Origin of the sequence: Bacillus cereus group sp. MYBK79-1 (assembly GCF_051915365.1) — a bacterium.
In the GTDB taxonomy this organism is placed as follows: Bacteria; Bacillota; Bacilli; order Bacillales; family Bacillaceae_G; genus Bacillus_A.
Genome location: NZ_JBQAEO010000010.1, coordinates 74150 through 91120 on the forward strand (window position 1 = coordinate 74150; position 16971 = coordinate 91120).

The following is a 16971-nucleotide window of genomic DNA, read 5'->3' on the forward strand; positions in this document are numbered from 1 at the left end:
AATATTGTGGCAACCTTCTTTTTATTGTTCTTGTGTTTCTTTTTCTTTTTCTTTTTCTTTTTCTCGTTCAGCAGCCATTTCAGCAGCAATTACATCGATTTCTTTTTTCAGTTCTTCTACCATTATTTCTTCTGGTACTTTACGAACAACTTGCCCTTTACGGAATAATAATCCTTCTCCACGTGCACCGGCAATACCGATATCAGCTTCACGAGCTTCACCAGGACCGTTTACAGCGCAGCCAAGTACTGCAACTTTAATTGGTACTTTTAGTGTAGAGATGTATTCTTCTACCTCGTTAGCGATGCTAATTAAATCAATTTCAATACGACCGCAAGTTGGACAAGAAATAAGTGTTGCTGCATTAGATGCAAGGCCGAATGACTTTAATAGTTCACGCGCAACTTTTACTTCTTCAACTGGGTCAGCGCTTAATGAAATACGTAATGTGTTTCCGATGCCTTTATTTAAGATTGCTCCAAGACCAGCGGCACTTTTTACAGTTCCGGCAAATAATGTTCCAGATTCTGTAATACCTAAATGTAATGGGTAATCAAAAGCACGAGCAGCTTTTTCGTATGCTTCAATCGCTAAGTTAACATCAGAGGCTTTCATAGATACGATAATATCGTGGAAATCTAAGTCCTCTAAAATTTTAATGTGATGTAGGGCACTCTCAACCATACCATCTGCAGTTGGGTATCCGTACTTTTCTAAAATGTGACGCTCTAATGAACCTGCGTTTACACCGATACGAATTGGAATACCGCGTTCTTTTGCCGCATTTACAACAGCTTCTACTTTATGGCGACGACCAATGTTACCAGGATTGATACGTACTTTATCAATGCCACCTTCAATTGCTTTTAAAGCAAGACGATAATCAAAATGAATATCAGCAACAAGTGGAATGTTGATTTGTTTTTTAATATCAGCAATAGCATTTGCCGCGCGTTCGTCTGGAACAGCAACACGGACGACTTGACAGCCAGCTTCTTCTAAACGTTTAATTTCAGCAACTGTTGCTTCAACATCATGTGTTTTTGTTGTTGTCATACTTTGTATAATTAATTCATTATTACCGCCAATTGTTAAATTACCGACTTTAACTGGACGTGTTTTTGTACGATGAGTCATTTCATTCACGAATAGATCGCTCTCCTTATAAAAGAAGTTTCTTATTTAGTCCCTCATATCAATGAAAGTATACGTGATACAGGGCTATAGAAACCGAAGTGCTCGGTTTCACTTTTACTATTGTATCAGCGCCTTTATGTAATTGACAAGGATTAAGTGATTGCTTATTGATATAACGGGAATTTATAAGACTTTCCAATTTGTATTTTTGTAGCAGATGTACTTTTGTTTAGTTGTTTAAAGTCATCAATTACCTTTTCGATGGAAGGGATTTTTTTCTTATTAATTTGTTCGGTAATAGAAAGAACTGTCTCACCTGTTTTGACTTCAATTGTTTTATAAGTGACATCTGTTTCTTTTTCTGCTTTGTTCTCTTTATTTTGTTTTGTATCTGTATTTTCTTGCTTTATCGTTTGGGCAGCGGTTGTGTTTTTATATGAACTTAACATCGGTAAAGTGCCGATTTTTATATCGTAATAAAATATATAACCAAGAACAAGCACGAATAAGAATACACCTAATCTTTTCATATTCTTCACTCCTTTGCTAGGAATATATGCTTGTCCAAAAAAAAAATGCCTATTTAGGCATTTTTTTCGTTCGGTTTTGGAACTTCTTTGATTGTTAAGTATAGAACAATTAAAACAACTGCGATATAAATGAATGTTGAACCAGGTACAACAATTTTGAATAAATCCATGATCATAAAGAAGATTGTTGGAATTGTGTAGCTGTATGCAGTTAACGTCCATACTTGCTTATAAGATAATTTACGTTGACCACTCATAGCAGAACCTATAAACGCAAGTAAAGTAATTCCTAAGAAAGTAATAAATAATTGGAATAGGTACACTAATACGCCGATAACGGCTAATAAAATTGGATAAATACTATCGAATACAGAAATGAAATCTTGCAAATCTTTCTTCTCAAGAGATGTCCCTAATAAATCATTGTAGGAGTATGTTTGTGTTTGACCATTTCCTATAGAAACCACTTTATCCTTTAAAATAAATAAACCAGTTTTGTTCTGATATTTTTCTATATCTGTTGTATTTGGGTCAAATACGAAAAGAGCATCTCCCTCTTCCTTTTGAATAGGTTGTTCAATATCAGCTTTAAGTTCACCATTTTCGATTTTAAAATCAGGTAAATCTTTTTCAATTGCTTGATTTACCATGGTAACACTATCTTGAATAAAGCTACCGTAAAAGAATGTTCTTGGAATAGTAGTGATTAGACAAAGTAGCATAATATACAAAATGGTTTTTCCGATTTTTTGAAAACGGAATAGCGCCATATCTTTAGGCGAATATACGCTTTTGGCTAATTGGGTAAATATGGACATAGATTCACTTCCTTTATGTATGTATAAAATCATTGTAACGTAGGAATCTAGGGAATCTCAAGATATATTATATTTACATATAGTGGAGATAACTAAATTTCTTTTTATTAATTTTCTTCTTTTGAATGAGAAAAATACAATTGACACTTTTCTTTTCTATATGGTAAATTTATCTTACATTTCTTAAAGGATATATCCGATAGGAATTCCTTTATTTAATATATGGTTACATACATAATTGTGGACCCTTAGCTCAGCTGGTTAGAGCAGACGGCTCATAACCGTCCGGTCGTAGGTTCGAGTCCTACAGGGTCCATATCCATTTCACATGTTTATTATGTCATCAAGAAGCTTCCTTGTAGAAGGGAGCTTTTTTTACGGAATATATGAGCATTTTAATTGAAAAGAAGTGGGAATTTTGCTACTTTAATGATAGCAAGACAATGTGATTTATTTGTTTGCACCCTATGGCAATTAGGGTAGAATGAAGTTGTATGTCACTTAAGTGGCAATACATAAACTGGGAGGAATATAACAATGGCAAAACACGAATTACCAAATTTACCTTATGCGTATGATGCTTTAGAGCCTCACTTTGACAAAGAAACAATGAACATCCATCATACAAAACATCATAACACGTACATTACAAACTTAAACGCTGCTTTAGAAGGTCATGCAGAATTAGCTGACAAAAGCGTAGAAGAATTAGTTGCAAACTTAAACGAAGTACCAGAAGCAATCCGTACAGCAGTACGTAACAATGGTGGCGGACATGCTAACCATACATTCTTCTGGACAATCTTATCTCCAAACGGCGGTGGACAACCAGTAGGCGAACTTGCAACTGCAATTGAAGCAAAATTCGGTAGCTTCGATGCATTCAAAGAAGAATTCGCAAAAGCTGGAGCAACTCGCTTCGGTTCTGGTTGGGCTTGGTTAGTAGTAAATAATGGCGAGTTAGAAGTAACAAGCACGCCAAACCAAGATTCTCCTCTAACTGAAGGCAAAACTCCAGTTGTAGGTTTAGATGTTTGGGAGCATGCGTACTACTTAAATTACCAAAACCGTCGTCCAGACTACATCGGTGCATTCTGGAACGTTGTAGATTGGAACGCTGCTGAAAAACGTTACCAAGAAGCAAAATAATTGTAATAACGATAGAAAAAAGCTAGGAGAATGCTCCTAGCTTTTTTCTATGCTTTCCTTTTACATAATTGGGCTTGTCTTTGGAAGACTAGAACATGAAGTAAAGGAGAGTTGTGTATGAAGTGGAAACATATAATTGGTGACGTTGAAGTGAATCGGGATTTAGTGTTGTTGCTCCTTATTGGAGGTTTATACACGCTCGCAATTTCTTTATCGAATACGTTTGTTAACATTTATTTATGGAAACAAACACAAAATTATGTGAATCTTGGCTTATATAATTTGGCCAGCGTTGTATTACAGCCTCTCACATTTCTTATAGGTGGGAAATTAGCAAAGCGTATTGACCGCTCAATCTTGTTGCGAATAGGCGTAGGGACGTTAGCTATTTTTTTTATCGTTGTTTTAGTAGCGGGAAAAAGCGCTTCTCACTATATTTTATTAATGGGGGCTCTTTTAGGAGTCGGATATGGTTTTTACTGGCTCGCGTTTAACTTATTAACATTTGAGATTACAGAACCAGAAACAAGAGATTTCTTTAACGGGTTTTTAGGGCTTCTTACATCCTTCTCTGGCATGATTGGACCGATAGCAGCTGGATACACAATTTCACGTATGGAAAAATGGAGTGGCTATACGGTCATATTCTTTCTTTCGTTACTGTTATTTGCAATTGCTGTTATTTTAAGCTTTTTTGTATCTAAGAGAGAATGTGAAGGTCGGTATGAAATTGTACAAGTATTGAAAGAGCGGAAAATTGATAAAAATTGGGGAAGAATTACACGTGCTCATTTTTTTCAAGGGTTAAGAGAGGGAACGTTTATTTTTGTGATTTCCGTGTACGTGTATTTAGCAACGGATAGCGAGCTTGCATTAGGAAAATATAGCTTAGTGAATTCGGCAGTATCATTTGTATGTTACTACCTAGTCACTCGTATGTTAAAGAAAGAGTGGCGGAAAAAAGCAATATTGCTTGGAGGCATTATTTTATATGCTGTCGTATTTTTAGTTATATTCAACGTTACATACCCAAAATTACTTATTTATGCAGCGTGCATCGCGATTGCATACCCTATTTTGCTCGTTCCATACGGGTCCATGACATATGATGTAATTGGTAGAGCGAAAAATGCGAGAGAGTGGCGTGTAGAGTATGTAGTTGTCCGGGAATTATGGTTAAATGCAGGAAGAATTTGCTCAATTTTATGTTTTTTATGTGCTGTACTATTCTTTCCGCCTGAAAAAAGTTTGCCTTACTTATTATGTATTTTAGGTGCAGGACATTTTCTTATTTATTTTGCAGTTAAAAATGTCAAATATGATGAGGGAAATGCGAGTAAAACAAGTGTTGTAGCGCAAGGAACTGCACAGAATCAAACAGAACCAGAAGGTTAACTTCTCGGTTGTTTTATGCTAGAATAGAAAAAGATGTAAGACAGCAGTGAGGACACCTGTATGAAGGTGTCCCTTTCACATTACATAGCTGTTGGTAGAGGGGGTTTGTATGAGCAAGAAGCAGAAACAACAAAAGAAAAAGACTCACGTTCCTTTTCGGTTAAACGTGCTGTTTTTCTGCGTGTTTTTAATGTTCTCCGCGGTTATTGTAAGGCTTGGATATGTACAAATTGTTCGCGGTGAGGAATATAAGAATGAGGTGGAGAGGAAAGAGAACTCGACGATAAGTAATCCTGTACCACGTGGGAAAATATTTGACCGTTATGGGCGAGCTGTAGTAGATAATGCAGCTGTACGTACGATTACATTTACAAAAATGAAAGGATCAACTGCAGAGGCTCGCTTAGAAACAGCGAAAAAGCTAGCAGATTTGATTGAAGTACCGACAGATAAATTAACAGATCGTGATAAAAAAGATTATTGGCTTGCTATACATAAAGAGGAAGCTAAAGAAAAAATTACGAATAAAGATCGTCAAGAGTTTAAAGATAAAAAAATTGACGATAAAGAATTAGATGAGCGTCAACGAAATCGCGTGACAGAAGAGGAAATGAATCAATTATCCGCAAAAGATTTAGAAATACTAGCGATTAAAAGCAAAATGGACGGCGGATATGCGATGACGCCACAAGTCATTAAAAAGGATGCTACAGAAGAAGAATATGCGATTATTAGTGAAAGCCTAGCAGCATTACCGGGTGTAGATACGAATGTTGATTGGGATCGAAAATATGTTTATGATGATTTATTCCGAAGTGTACTTGGCGGGGTGTCAACATCTGATGAAGGTTTACCTAGAGAAAGACTAGATTACTATCTTGTTCGTGATTATAATCGAAATGACCGCGTAGGGAAAAGTTATCTTGAGCAGCAATATGAAGACAGTCTGCACGGTACGAAAGCGGAAGTGAAAAATATTACAGATAAAAACGGTAATATTTTAGAAACGATTAATGTATCAAAAGGGCAAAGTGGTAATGATCTGAATTTAACAATCGATATGGAATTACAAAAGCGTGTAGAAGAAATTATCACGAAAAGTTTATTGAAATATAAAGGCGGGCAACCTCTTTTAGATCGTGCATTCGTTGTAATGATGAATCCGAAAAATGGTGAAGTTTTATCTATGGCTGGGAAACAGTTAGTGAATGAAAATGGCGAAACGAAAGTGCAAGATTTCGCATTAGGAACGATGACAAGTTCTTATCCGATGGGATCGACTGTAAAAGGTGCGACAGTACTTACAGGATATCAAACAAATGCAATTCAACCAGGTTCAGTTCAACTTGATGAACCAATCAGATTAAAGGGGACGCCGCCAAAATCTTCGTGGAAGACGATGGGATATATTAATGATTTGACAGCATTAAAAATGTCTTCTAACGTATATATGTTTAAAACAGCGATGAATATCGCAGGTGTTCAATATGTGAGAGGTGGTACGTTAGATATACCACAAAAAGCATTTGATACGATGCGTTATTATTTCGGGCAGTTTGGACTTGGCGTGAAAACCGGTATTGATTTACCGAATGAATCTGCGGGCCAAATAGGTAGAGGAAATCAGCCAGGTTTCTTATTAGATTTATCAATTGGACAGTATGATACGTATACACCACTTCAATTAGCACAGTACATTTCAACAATTGCAAATGGTGGTTACCGTATGCAGCCGCAAGTTGTAAAGGAAATTCGACAACCGGCAGTGAAACAAGATGAAGTAGGAAAAGTTGTTCATTCAATGGAACCGAAAGTGCTAAATCGTATTGATATGCCTGAATCACAAATTAAACGTGTTCAAGAAGGATTTAGACAAGTATTTAACGATTCTGGTGGTACAGCTACGAAATACTTTGCAGGTGCACCATATAAAGCTGCTGGTAAAACAGGTACAGCTCAAACTGTGTATGGCGGAGATAAAGAGATTGGTAGAAATGCAAAAGGTGAGCGCAAAGAGACATATAACTTAACATTAGTAGGTTATGCACCACTTGAAGATCCTGAAGTAGCATTTTCTGTTGTTGTACCTTGGGTAGATGATAAATCAGGTATTAACGGTTATATTAGTCGTGACATTATGGACGCGTACTTTGATTTGAAAAAAGTAGAAAATGGTGAAGCTACACAAGATGAAATAGATAAGAAAAATAAAGAGCAAAATGATGAATAAAAAAGTTGTAAAAAAAGCACACTATCTGAAAAGATAGTGTGCTTTTTTTTATGATTCATGCATACGTTTTAATAAGGTGGACAAGCATATTATATCGGAAAATTAAGGGACCTCATAAATGATACGTATGCATTCGCCATGTAGGATAACGATTTTATGGACTGATCATCAGTGAAGATGAACGGTAGCTACGGATTAAAATTTCATCTTATGTAGGTTCTTGTGGAACTTTACAAAACTTTTACAAACAATTAAAACCGAATTAATAGTTTAGCAGTATTCTTATATCTGTAATCCTGTTATTTCCGGTTACTTCTAGGAGGAAGAACACGTGAAATGGATAAGTGCATCGATTAAAGTTTTCATACTGTCGACATGTTTCCTTTATGTTGGCACGTCTACTGCATTTGCTGTGAATGAAATGGGAGAAGTGAGAGTTGATGGATCCTCAACGGTTTTTCCTATTATAGAAGCGGTAGCGGAGGAATATACAAAGGTGCATCCGAACGTGAAAATCTCCATCAGTGTTTCTGGAACAGGAGGAGGATTTAATCGTTTCAGTAAAGGAGAAGTGGATATAAATAATGCTTCGAGAGTAATGAAACAAGTGGAAGAAAATGAAATGAAGAGAAACTCCATTCAGTTTACACCATTTGAAGTTGCTTACGATGGTCTGACGATCGTTGTGAATCGCCAAAATACTTGGGTAGACAATATGACAGTAGACGAGTTACGTCTATTATGGAGTGAAGATGGAAACGAAAAGCGATGGTCACAAATTCATTCTTCATGGCCACGTGAACAGGTGAAGTTTTATGCGCCAGGTGTAGACTCTGGTACGTATGATTATTTTCAAAATGTCATCTTACAAAATAATCGCATTGTAAAAAAAGTCTCTTTGTCTGAAGATGATCAAGTTATTATGCAAGGGGTAATGAATGATAAAAATGCCATTGCTTTTGTAGGATATGCTTATTATATGGCCAATCGAGATAAGGTGAGAGCAATAAAAGTGGATGGTGTACTTCCGACGAAAGATACGATTCAATCAGGTAAATATAAGCCATTATCTAGGTCGCTATTTGCTTATGTGAATGATGCATCTATCCGAAATAAAATGAATGTAGCAAATTATGTTGAGTTTATGATTCAGCATGTTGGTAATCTTGCTGAAGAGGTTGGATATGTAAAATTACCAAAAGAAAAATACAATGAACAGCTGCGGATGTTAACAGAAATAAAAAGGTAATGTCAGGGTGGAAAGGGGTTTTCATCTTTGGCTCATAATGACAAAAGTCAAATTACATTTTCTGTACAATATTTGATTGAAAGAAATACAAAACAAAGAAAAAAAACGCAGCGAATCAATCGAATCGTTCCATTATTACTAAAAATAATTGCTAGCGTGTCTATTGTGACGACACTTGGAATTATTTTTACGCTGGCAAATGAAACAATGATGTTTTTTCAAAAAATACCATTGCTCTCCTTTTTGACAGAGAAAGAATGGTTACCTTTTTTTGAAGATCCTAAATTCGGTATATTACCACTTATATGTGGAACGGTACTTGTAACAGCAATCGCTATGCTCGTAGCAATTCCTATCGGTTTAGCGTGTGCCGTATTTTTAAGCGAATATGCTTCGGGCGGTGCAAGGAAAGTATTAAAGCCGATGTTAGAACTATTAGCAGGTATCCCGACAATTGTATATGGTTTCTTTGCATTAACAGTTGTCACACCGCTTTTACAACGAATTATACCAGATTTACAGTTTTTTAATGCGATTAGTCCAGGTATTGTTATTGGCTTTATGATGATCCCGACAATTGCATCTCTTTCTGAAGATGCAATGAGAGCTGTAGCGAAAGGGACGAAAGAAGCTTCGTTAGCACTTGGAGCAACTCGGTTTGAGATGGTAAAACAAGTCGTGTTTCCTTCGGCTTTTACAGGGATTATGGCAGCGATTATATTAGCTGCTTCCAGGGCAATTGGTGAAACGATGATCGTTGTAATTGCAGCGGGATCCACGCCGAACGTATCGCTCGATCCGACACACTCTATTCAAACGTTAACAGCTTATATTGTGCAAGTGAGTTTAGGTGATGCTCCGCATGGAACAATTACGTATTACAGCATGTACGCTGTAGGCGCAACGTTATTCTTGTTTACTTTTATAATGAACATCATTTCGCAGTTTATTATGCACCGCTTTAGGAGGGTGACATAATATGCGAATGTTGAATCATAAAAAAATACAAGAAAATATGGCATCACGTTTTTTAAAAGATCGAGTTTACAAAATGTTATTTTATATAGCTATTTGGTTTTCAATAGTAATACTGTTTATTTTGCTTTTTCAAATTTTTGAAAAAGGCATAAGTTACCTTTCGTTAGATTTCTTTACAAACTTCGCTTCGCGTAATCCGAAAGAAGCTGGGATTGCTGCAGCTTTGTCAGGAACGATATTATTTATGAGTATTGTTATACCAGTCTCCTTTATATTTGGAGTTGGAACTGCTCTTTATTTAGAGCAATATGCGAAGGAATCTATATTTAAAAAGGTAATAGAAATTAATAATCAAACGTTAGCAGGAGTACCTTCCGTTGTATTTGGATTACTCGGCTTAACTATTTTTGTATATGCTCTTCATTTAGGTGAGAGTATTATTGCGGCGGCACTGACGATGAGTTTACTCGTCTTACCTACAGTTGTTGTAGCAAGTCAAGAAGCGATACGATCTGTACCAAGGTCATTATTAGAAGCTTCTTACGGATTAGGTGCTACGAAGTGGCAAACGATGTATCAAATTGTATTGCCATCTGCTTTCCCGGGAATTATAACAGGTTGTACGTTAGCGATATCAAGGGCGATTGGAGAAGCGGCACCGCTATTAGTTATCGGGGCACTTGCATTTGCAAATTATGTTCCATTTAGTATGTTTGATAGATTTACAGTTTTACCAATTCAAATTTTTAATTGGATGAGTAGACCGCAAGAAGAATTTCAGTATGTAGCAGCTGCTGGGATGATTGTTTTATTAGGTTTATTGCTCTTTATCAATATATTTGTCTTATTGTTACGAAATCGAAAATAAGTTGGAAATGGATGAAAGGGGAATTCAAATGGTAGCAACAGTAGTAAATGTACAGGTGAAAAACGAGGAGAAAATCGAGACTGCACCAAAGAAAGTAGTATTTGATACGAAAAACTTAAATTTATGGTACGGAGAAGACCATGCTTTAAAAGATATTAACTTAAGCATTCATGAGAATGAAGTTACAGCAATTATCGGGCCAAGTGGTTGTGGTAAATCAACGTACTTAAAAACATTAAATCGTATGGTAGAGTTAGTACCAATCGTGCGAACTACAGGTGTAATTGAATATAGAGAGCGCAATATATTTGAAAAATCATACCCAGTTGAAGAATTAAGAACTCATGTGGGAATGGTGTTCCAAAAGCCAAATCCATTTCCGAAATCTATTTATGAAAATGTAGCATATGGCCCGAAAATTCATGGTATTCGTGATAAGAAAACATTGGATGAAATTGTTGAAAAAAGTTTACGTGGAGCAGCGATTTGGGATGAGTTAAAAGATCGTTTGCATGATAATGCATACGGTTTATCTGGTGGACAGCAACAGCGTCTATGTATCGCACGTTGTTTAGCGATTGAACCAGACGTTATTTTAATGGATGAGCCAACATCGGCACTAGATCCAATTTCAACATTAAAAGTAGAAGAATTAATTCAAGAGTTAAAGAAAGACTTTAGCATTGTGATCGTAACACATAACATGCAACAAGCAGCACGTATTTCAGACAAAACTGCTTTCTTCTTAAGTGGAGAAGTTGTGGAATATACAGATACAAATAAATTATTTACGACACCTTCAGATAAGCGTACAGAAGATTATATTACAGGCCGATTCGGTTGATATCGTTGCAAGGATAAGAGTAAATACCCTCTTAACAGAGGGTATTTCTTATTTTTACCTCATTTCATTAGAGAAGTAATACTTCTCCTATCTTAAGGTTTATTACAAGTAGGCTAGGTAGGAAATCTATATATAATGGCACATAATATTGAGGGGGAAGAAACAATGGTAAGAGAACAGTTTCAATGTGATTTAAAAACGTTACAGCAAAAGGTGATTGAGCTTGGAGAGCTAGCGAGGGAAGCTTTATTGCTTGCTATGGAAGGTCTTCATAAAAGGGATGTAGAGAAAGCATTAGAGGTAATAGATGGTGATTATCGTATGGATAATTTAGAAGAGGAAATAAATGATCTTGCGCTTATGCTTATTACGAAGCAGCAACCTGTAGCAAGTGATTTAAGAAGGATTTTCATTTCAATTAAAACAGCGACAGATTTAGAGCGTATTGCAGATCATGCTGTTAATATTGCGAAATCAACAATTCGTCTTGGGGAAAAAGAAGTGGTTGTTAGTTTGCACAATCTTGATGAAATGTTTGCAATTGCAAATAAGATGTTACAGTTAGCGTTGGAAGCATATGAGCAAGAAAATTTAACTTTTGCGAAACAAATTGCCGAAATGGATGATTCAGTTGATGAAATATATGGGAAAGCGATTCGTGAATTTATATCTTCAGTTCCAGAACAACCAGAAGCGATTACACAAATTACACAATTATCCTTTGTGGCGAGATATATCGAGCGTGTAGCAGATCATATTACAAATATTGCTGAAAATGTTTTTTATTTAGTAAAAGGGAAGCATTACTTATTAAATGAATAAAGAAAAAAGGCAGGTGAAACATCACCTGCTTTTTTTAGTCAAAACATGACAAAAAAAGCTCGTTGTTTCCTTTAGTTTATGATGATAAGATGTATCATAATATAATGGAAAAAATAGGACATATATGTTGTTTAGTAAGTAATATTTTACTAAGTTAATGGTAAGCGCTTTCTTTTTGTGTCTGAAAGGTACGGGGATATAAGGAGTTTTACTGCTTGTCAGCTATCAACGGGAGATGAAAAAATCCCTACAATTTAAAGTTTCATTTTATACTGCTAGTTAATGCGGGTTAGATAATATACATAACGTATATGAAGTTACTGAACATTATATAAGTGGAGGCTGAAGTATATGAAGGGGGTTATTTTAGCTGGAGGAAAAGGACGACGCCTTAGACCATTAACATGTAATACTCCAAAGCCGATGTTGCCATTATTAGAGAAGCCAGTTTTGGAATACAATATTGAATTATTACGTCAGCATGGTATTCGTGAGATTGCCATTACTGTTCAGTATATGAGTACGGCCATTAAACAATACTTTGGTGACGGTAGCAAATGGGGCGTCAATTTGTATTACTTTGAAGACTCTCCACCGCTTGGAACCGCAGGGAGTATTAAACAAGCGGAAAAATTTTTGGATGAAACGTTTGTCGTCATAAGCGGGGATGCGTTAACTGATTTTCAATTATCAGAAGGCATTGCGTTTCATGAACAAAAGAAAAGAATGGTAACTATGTTTGTAAAGGAAGTAGAAAATCCACTCTCATTCGGTTTAGTTGTAATGAACAAAGAACAAGAGGTTACACGATATATAGAAAAACCAAGTTGGAATGAGGTAGTTTCTAATATTGTGAATACAGGTATATATATTATGGAACCAGAAATTTTTTCTTACATACCGCCCCGAGAATTTTTTGATTTCAGTCAAGATGTGTTTCCGTTATTGGCAAATAAGAACGCGTTATTTGCATATTTGTCAGAAGGCTATTGGTTAGATATCGGTACATTTGATCAATATCGACAAGCACAATTTGATTTGTTAACGAAAAAATTACAAGTACCTATTCCTTACACGGAAGTATTACCGATGGTATGGATGGGGGAAGGAGTGACGATTGGAAAAGGAACGAAAATTCACGGTCCCTCTTTTATTGGAGAAGGAGCAAAGATTGGTGCTGGAGCTGTAATTGAACCGTACTCCATTATCGGGAAAAATAGTATTGTTTCAAGCTATTCTCATCTTCAAAAAAGTATTGTTTTTGCAAATGCTCACATTGGGCAATATTGCGAGTTATTAGAAACGACAATAGGAGAGCATACAATGGTGGAAGATGACGTTACATTGTTTCAAAAAAGCATTGTAGCGGATCATTGTCATATAGGGAAAAGTACGGTAATTAAGCAAAAGGGAAAACTATGGCCATATAAGGCGATTGACAGCTATTCGGTAGTTGGATCGGCTGGTGTTCAAGAAAGTGAAAAGAGTGCAGGATGGTTGCAAAAAAGCCGCATTGTAGGAAGAGGCAATGTTGAAATCACTCCTCAATTTATTGTAAAGGTTGCGATGGCGTACGGATCTCTTTTTGCCAAAGGAGAAAGTATATTAATCGGGAGTCAAGAACATATAGAAACGACCTCTTATAAAAATCTCTTTCTTCATGCGATTCATGGTATCGGAGTTCATACGATGGAATGCAAAGAAATGAACGAGTCGCTTTTTCAGTATAGTATTCAGGATTTACAATGTGCAGGCGGGGTTTTCATTCAAGTAGAAAATGAAAAAGAGGTTGTTATAAAGTTGTATGGCAAGGATGGGGTACAATTAACGTATAAGCAGCAAAAAGCGATAGAACAAGTATATATGTCTGAGTCGTTTTATTACGTATGTGAGAAGGAAATGGGGCGGAATAAGCTAGTCCACGTTTCTTTACATGATTATATAGAGGCTGTATTAGAACGCATTGATATTGAGAAAATACAAAAACAGAAGTTTCATCTTCTTATTAATAAAAGAAATGATATGTTACAACATTTACTTATGCTCTTTTTGCAAAGGCTCGGATGTACAGTTACGTGGATTTATGCGGGTGAACAAAAGGATCATGTGAAAGCTTTGATGAAATCAAGTAAAGCAAATATGGCTCTTATGTTTTCAGAGCAAGGAAATTATTTCGAGTTATATGATAATCACAGTAATATTTACCAAGGAACAGATTTTGAAGAGGTAGATATTCCAGATTTATTACTTGAATCGACAGGAAATATTTACCCAATGTCTTTGAAATTAGGAGAGTGTTACCTTCTATTTTATACGCAGGATGAAAAAAAGTCGTTTCAAGCGAGATGGAAGCGAGATATTTTATATCGAATAGGAAAATTATTTGAGCTAATAGCATTGCAAGGAAAAACGTTTCTCAGCATAGTAGAGCAATCGCCTCCGCTCTATCTACTTTGTGATGAAGTTGTATGTTCATGGAATGAAAAAGGGAAAGTGATGAGGAAATTATTGGCTGATATGGAAAGAAAGGAAGACGGTATATTTGAAGGAGTACAGTTCAAATATACGGAAAAAGAGTGGTCTTATATCGTTTCTGACACAAAACAACCGAAATTTTTAGTGTATTCACATGCTAGAAACCCAGTAATAGCAAGGGAAAACATGAAAAATCTTATAGAAAAAATTAGACAATATCAAAAGGTGTAGAATTTTTATTTTAAAAGTGGTATTATAGTATAGTCTGATTTAAGTTATTAGTACTGGAGGGAAATAAGAATGCGTGTGAATATTACTCTAGCATGTACAGAATGCGGAGATCGTAACTATATCTCAAAGAAAAACAAACGTAACAACGCTGAGCGTATCGAGCTTAAAAAGTATTGCAAGCGTGACAAGAAGTCTACGTTACACCGTGAAACAAAGTAAGCAGTAGGAATATTTTCCTACTGTTTCTTTTTTTATTCGATTCCTCTGTTAAAAGTGATACACTATCATCGTAGAGAAAAGTATCACTGTGAGGGGGAAAATGTGTGAGAGAAGAGAAAGTACGTTTACGTAAACGAATAATAGAGCACATGAATTCTTTATCAGAAGAACGGTATACAACTTTATCAGAGCAAATTGCATGTTCGTTGTATGCGCAAAAAGAGTGGACTGAAGCTAAAACAATCGGAATCACTCTCTCAATGGAAAATGAAGTGAATACATATCCTATTATTGAAAAAGCTTGGGAAGAGGGCAAGAAAGTTGTTGTCCCGAAGTGTAATAAAGGAACACGAACAATGTCCTTTAGGAAAATTAGTAATTTTGATCAATTAGAAACGGTGTATATGAATTTACGTGAACCAATTCCAGTACTTACGGAAGAAGTGAATGCAGATGAAATTGATCTTCAAATCGTGCCGGGCGTAGCTTATACAGAGCGAGGAGAACGAATTGGATATGGCGGTGGCTATTATGATCGTTATCTCGTGCATTATAAAGGGAAAACGCTATCATTAGCTTATAGTTTTCAAATGGTAGAACATATTCCAGTAGAGCCGTTTGATAAAAATATAGAAAAAATTATTACAGAAAAAGGAACAATGGTTAAAAATGGGCTTGTATAGACAAATAAAAATTGACGAGACTTTTTCTTCTTGATTATAATAAAATATGTGAACGTTTTCTTATTATAATTTTTTATAGTAAGTGAGCATAGAGGGTGATAAAATGGTATCTATTTATGATATTCAGCAATTGCTAAAGAAATTTGGTACGATTATTTATACGGGTGATCGAATTGCAGATTTACAATTAATGCAAGATGAATTGCGTGAATTAAATCAATCACAGCTAATCGATCCACAAGACTATCAAACAGCTTTATTTTTATTGAAGCAAGAAATTCAAAAAGAGCTAAATAAGAATTAGATAAAGGTAGGTAAGCAACATGGAAGAGAAATGGTTAGTTGGTGTTGACCTTGGTGGTACAACGATTAAATTAGCATTTATTAATGTGTACGGTGAAATTTTACATAAGTGGGAAATCCCTACGAATACAAATGAGCAAGGAAAACATATTACACTTGATGTAGCGAAAGCTATTGATAAAAAGTTAGAAGAGTTAGGCGAATTAAAAAGTAAGTTAATCGGTATTGGTATGGGAGCTCCTGGTCCTGTACACGTGGCGTCTGGAATGATTTATGAAGCGGTTAACTTAGGGTGGAAAAACTATCCGTTAAAAGATTTATTAGAAGTAGAAACAGGATTACCTGTTGTTATTGATAATGATGCAAATTTAGCAGCGCTTGGTGAAATGTGGAAAGGTGCTGGTGAAGGAGCGAAAGATTTAATTTGTATGACTCTTGGTACTGGCGTTGGCGGTGGTGTAATTGCCAATGGTGAGATTGTACACGGCGTAAGCGGTGCTGCTGGTGAAATCGGACACATTACAGTCGTTACAGAGAATGCTTTCCCATGTAATTGCGGGAAGTCTGGTTGCCTAGAAACTGTAGCATCTGCAACGGGTATTGTGCGTGTTGCTATGCAAAAAATACAAGAGACTGATAAAGAAAGTGTTCTACGTTCTATGTTAGCAGAAGAAGGGCGTATTACATCAAAAGATGTGTTTGAAGCACTTGGACAAGGTGACGAGCTAGCAGGCGAAGTAGTAGAAAAAGTAGCTTCTTACTTAGGATTAGCTGTAGCGAACCTTGCTAGTACGTTGAACCCAGAGAAAATTGTTATTGGCGGCGGCGTGTCTAAAGCTGGAGATGCACTATTAGAGCCAATTCAACGTTATTTCGAGCAATATGCTTTTTCACGTGCTGTAAAGAGCACGAAGTTAGCGATTGCAATACTTGGTAATGATGCAGGTGTTATCGGAGGAGCTTGGCTTGTAAAAAAGCACAAATACGAAGCGAAAATGGTATAAGTTATGAACTATGAAAAGAGGAAGGGGAACCCCCTT

At 36.0% G+C, this 16971-nt stretch carries 16 protein-coding genes and 1 tRNA gene; 14 read left to right on the forward strand and 3 right to left on the reverse strand.

All coding sequences use genetic code 11. From position 1 onward, the window contains the following. Positions 1–21: 21 nt before the first annotated feature. The 3 genes from ispG to ACTFOB_RS16885 form a co-directional block, all read right to left on the reverse strand. A complete protein-coding gene (gene ispG / locus ACTFOB_RS16875; RefSeq protein ID WP_131934101.1) occupies positions 22–1137 on the reverse strand; it encodes a flavodoxin-dependent (E)-4-hydroxy-3-methylbut-2-enyl-diphosphate synthase in 1116 nt (371 codons plus the stop codon). 164 nt (positions 1138–1301) lie between these two features. Then, a complete protein-coding gene (locus ACTFOB_RS16880; protein WP_440027671.1) occupies positions 1302–1667 on the reverse strand; it encodes a hypothetical protein in 366 nt (121 codons plus the stop codon). A gap of 53 nt (positions 1668–1720) precedes the next feature. Then, entirely contained in the window at positions 1721–2485 is a 765-nt protein-coding gene (locus tag ACTFOB_RS16885) for a DUF1189 domain-containing protein (protein WP_000021903.1), read from the reverse strand. A 242-nt stretch (positions 2486–2727) separates the two neighbouring features. Here ACTFOB_RS16885 and ACTFOB_RS16890 point away from each other — a divergent pair. From ACTFOB_RS16890 to glcK, 14 genes are all read left to right on the forward strand, one after another. Next, a tRNA-Ile gene (locus tag ACTFOB_RS16890) sits at positions 2728–2801 on the forward strand. A gap of 221 nt (positions 2802–3022) precedes the next feature. Next, a complete protein-coding gene (gene sodA / locus ACTFOB_RS16895) occupies positions 3023–3634 on the forward strand; it encodes a superoxide dismutase [Mn] (RefSeq protein ID WP_001052034.1) in 612 nt (203 codons plus the stop codon). A 117-nt stretch (positions 3635–3751) separates the two neighbouring features. Then, positions 3752–5029 carry an MFS transporter gene (locus ACTFOB_RS16900; RefSeq protein ID WP_440027674.1) on the forward strand — a complete coding sequence of 426 codons (1278 nt, stop codon included), beginning with the start codon at positions 3752–3754 and terminating at the stop codon, positions 5027–5029. A gap of 109 nt (positions 5030–5138) precedes the next feature. Then, a complete protein-coding gene (locus ACTFOB_RS16905) occupies positions 5139–7259 on the forward strand; it encodes a peptidoglycan D,D-transpeptidase FtsI family protein (RefSeq protein WP_440027676.1) in 2121 nt (706 codons plus the stop codon). 331 nt (positions 7260–7590) lie between these two features. Beyond that, positions 7591–8508 (forward strand): phosphate ABC transporter substrate-binding protein PhoX, encoded by a 918-nt coding sequence (phoX, locus tag ACTFOB_RS16910; RefSeq protein ID WP_440027678.1) that lies wholly within the window; start codon positions 7591–7593, stop codon positions 8506–8508. 27 nt (positions 8509–8535) lie between these two features. Next, positions 8536–9486: a phosphate ABC transporter permease subunit PstC gene (gene pstC / locus ACTFOB_RS16915; RefSeq protein ID WP_440027679.1), complete on the forward strand. Its 951-nt coding sequence runs from the start codon at positions 8536–8538 to the stop codon at positions 9484–9486. A 1-nt stretch (position 9487) separates the two neighbouring features. After that, positions 9488–10354, forward strand: coding sequence for a phosphate ABC transporter permease PstA (gene pstA, locus ACTFOB_RS16920; protein ID WP_440027681.1), 867 nt, complete (start codon positions 9488–9490; stop codon positions 10352–10354). Between the two features lie 28 nt (positions 10355–10382). Continuing rightward, on the forward strand, positions 10383–11198 hold the full coding sequence (gene pstB, locus ACTFOB_RS16925) for a phosphate ABC transporter ATP-binding protein (RefSeq protein ID WP_000226689.1): 816 nt from the start codon (positions 10383–10385) through the stop codon (positions 11196–11198). Positions 11199–11363: 165 nt separating this feature from the next. Further along, positions 11364–12020, forward strand: a complete 657-nt coding sequence (gene phoU / locus ACTFOB_RS16930; protein WP_098237943.1) for a phosphate signaling complex protein PhoU — start codon at positions 11364–11366, stop codon at positions 12018–12020. A gap of 351 nt (positions 12021–12371) precedes the next feature. Then, positions 12372–14726 (forward strand): sugar phosphate nucleotidyltransferase, encoded by a 2355-nt coding sequence (locus ACTFOB_RS16935; protein WP_087956957.1) that lies wholly within the window; start codon positions 12372–12374, stop codon positions 14724–14726. A 69-nt stretch (positions 14727–14795) separates the two neighbouring features. Continuing rightward, the gene (gene rpmG, locus ACTFOB_RS16940; RefSeq protein WP_001265616.1) at positions 14796–14945 is read left to right on the forward strand and encodes a 50S ribosomal protein L33; all 150 of its coding nucleotides are present in this window, start codon (positions 14796–14798) and stop codon (positions 14943–14945) included. Positions 14946–15049: 104 nt separating this feature from the next. Next, complete coding sequence (locus tag ACTFOB_RS16945; protein ID WP_440027683.1) at positions 15050–15628, forward strand: 5-formyltetrahydrofolate cyclo-ligase; 579 nt, start codon at positions 15050–15052, stop codon at positions 15626–15628. 103 nt (positions 15629–15731) lie between these two features. Further along, entirely contained in the window at positions 15732–15932 is a 201-nt protein-coding gene (locus ACTFOB_RS16950; protein WP_000253699.1) for a YqgQ family protein, read from the forward strand. Positions 15933–15951: 19 nt separating this feature from the next. Next, entirely contained in the window at positions 15952–16935 is a 984-nt protein-coding gene (gene glcK, locus ACTFOB_RS16955) for a glucokinase (protein ID WP_075308013.1), read from the forward strand. Positions 16936–16971: the final 36 nt, after the last annotated feature.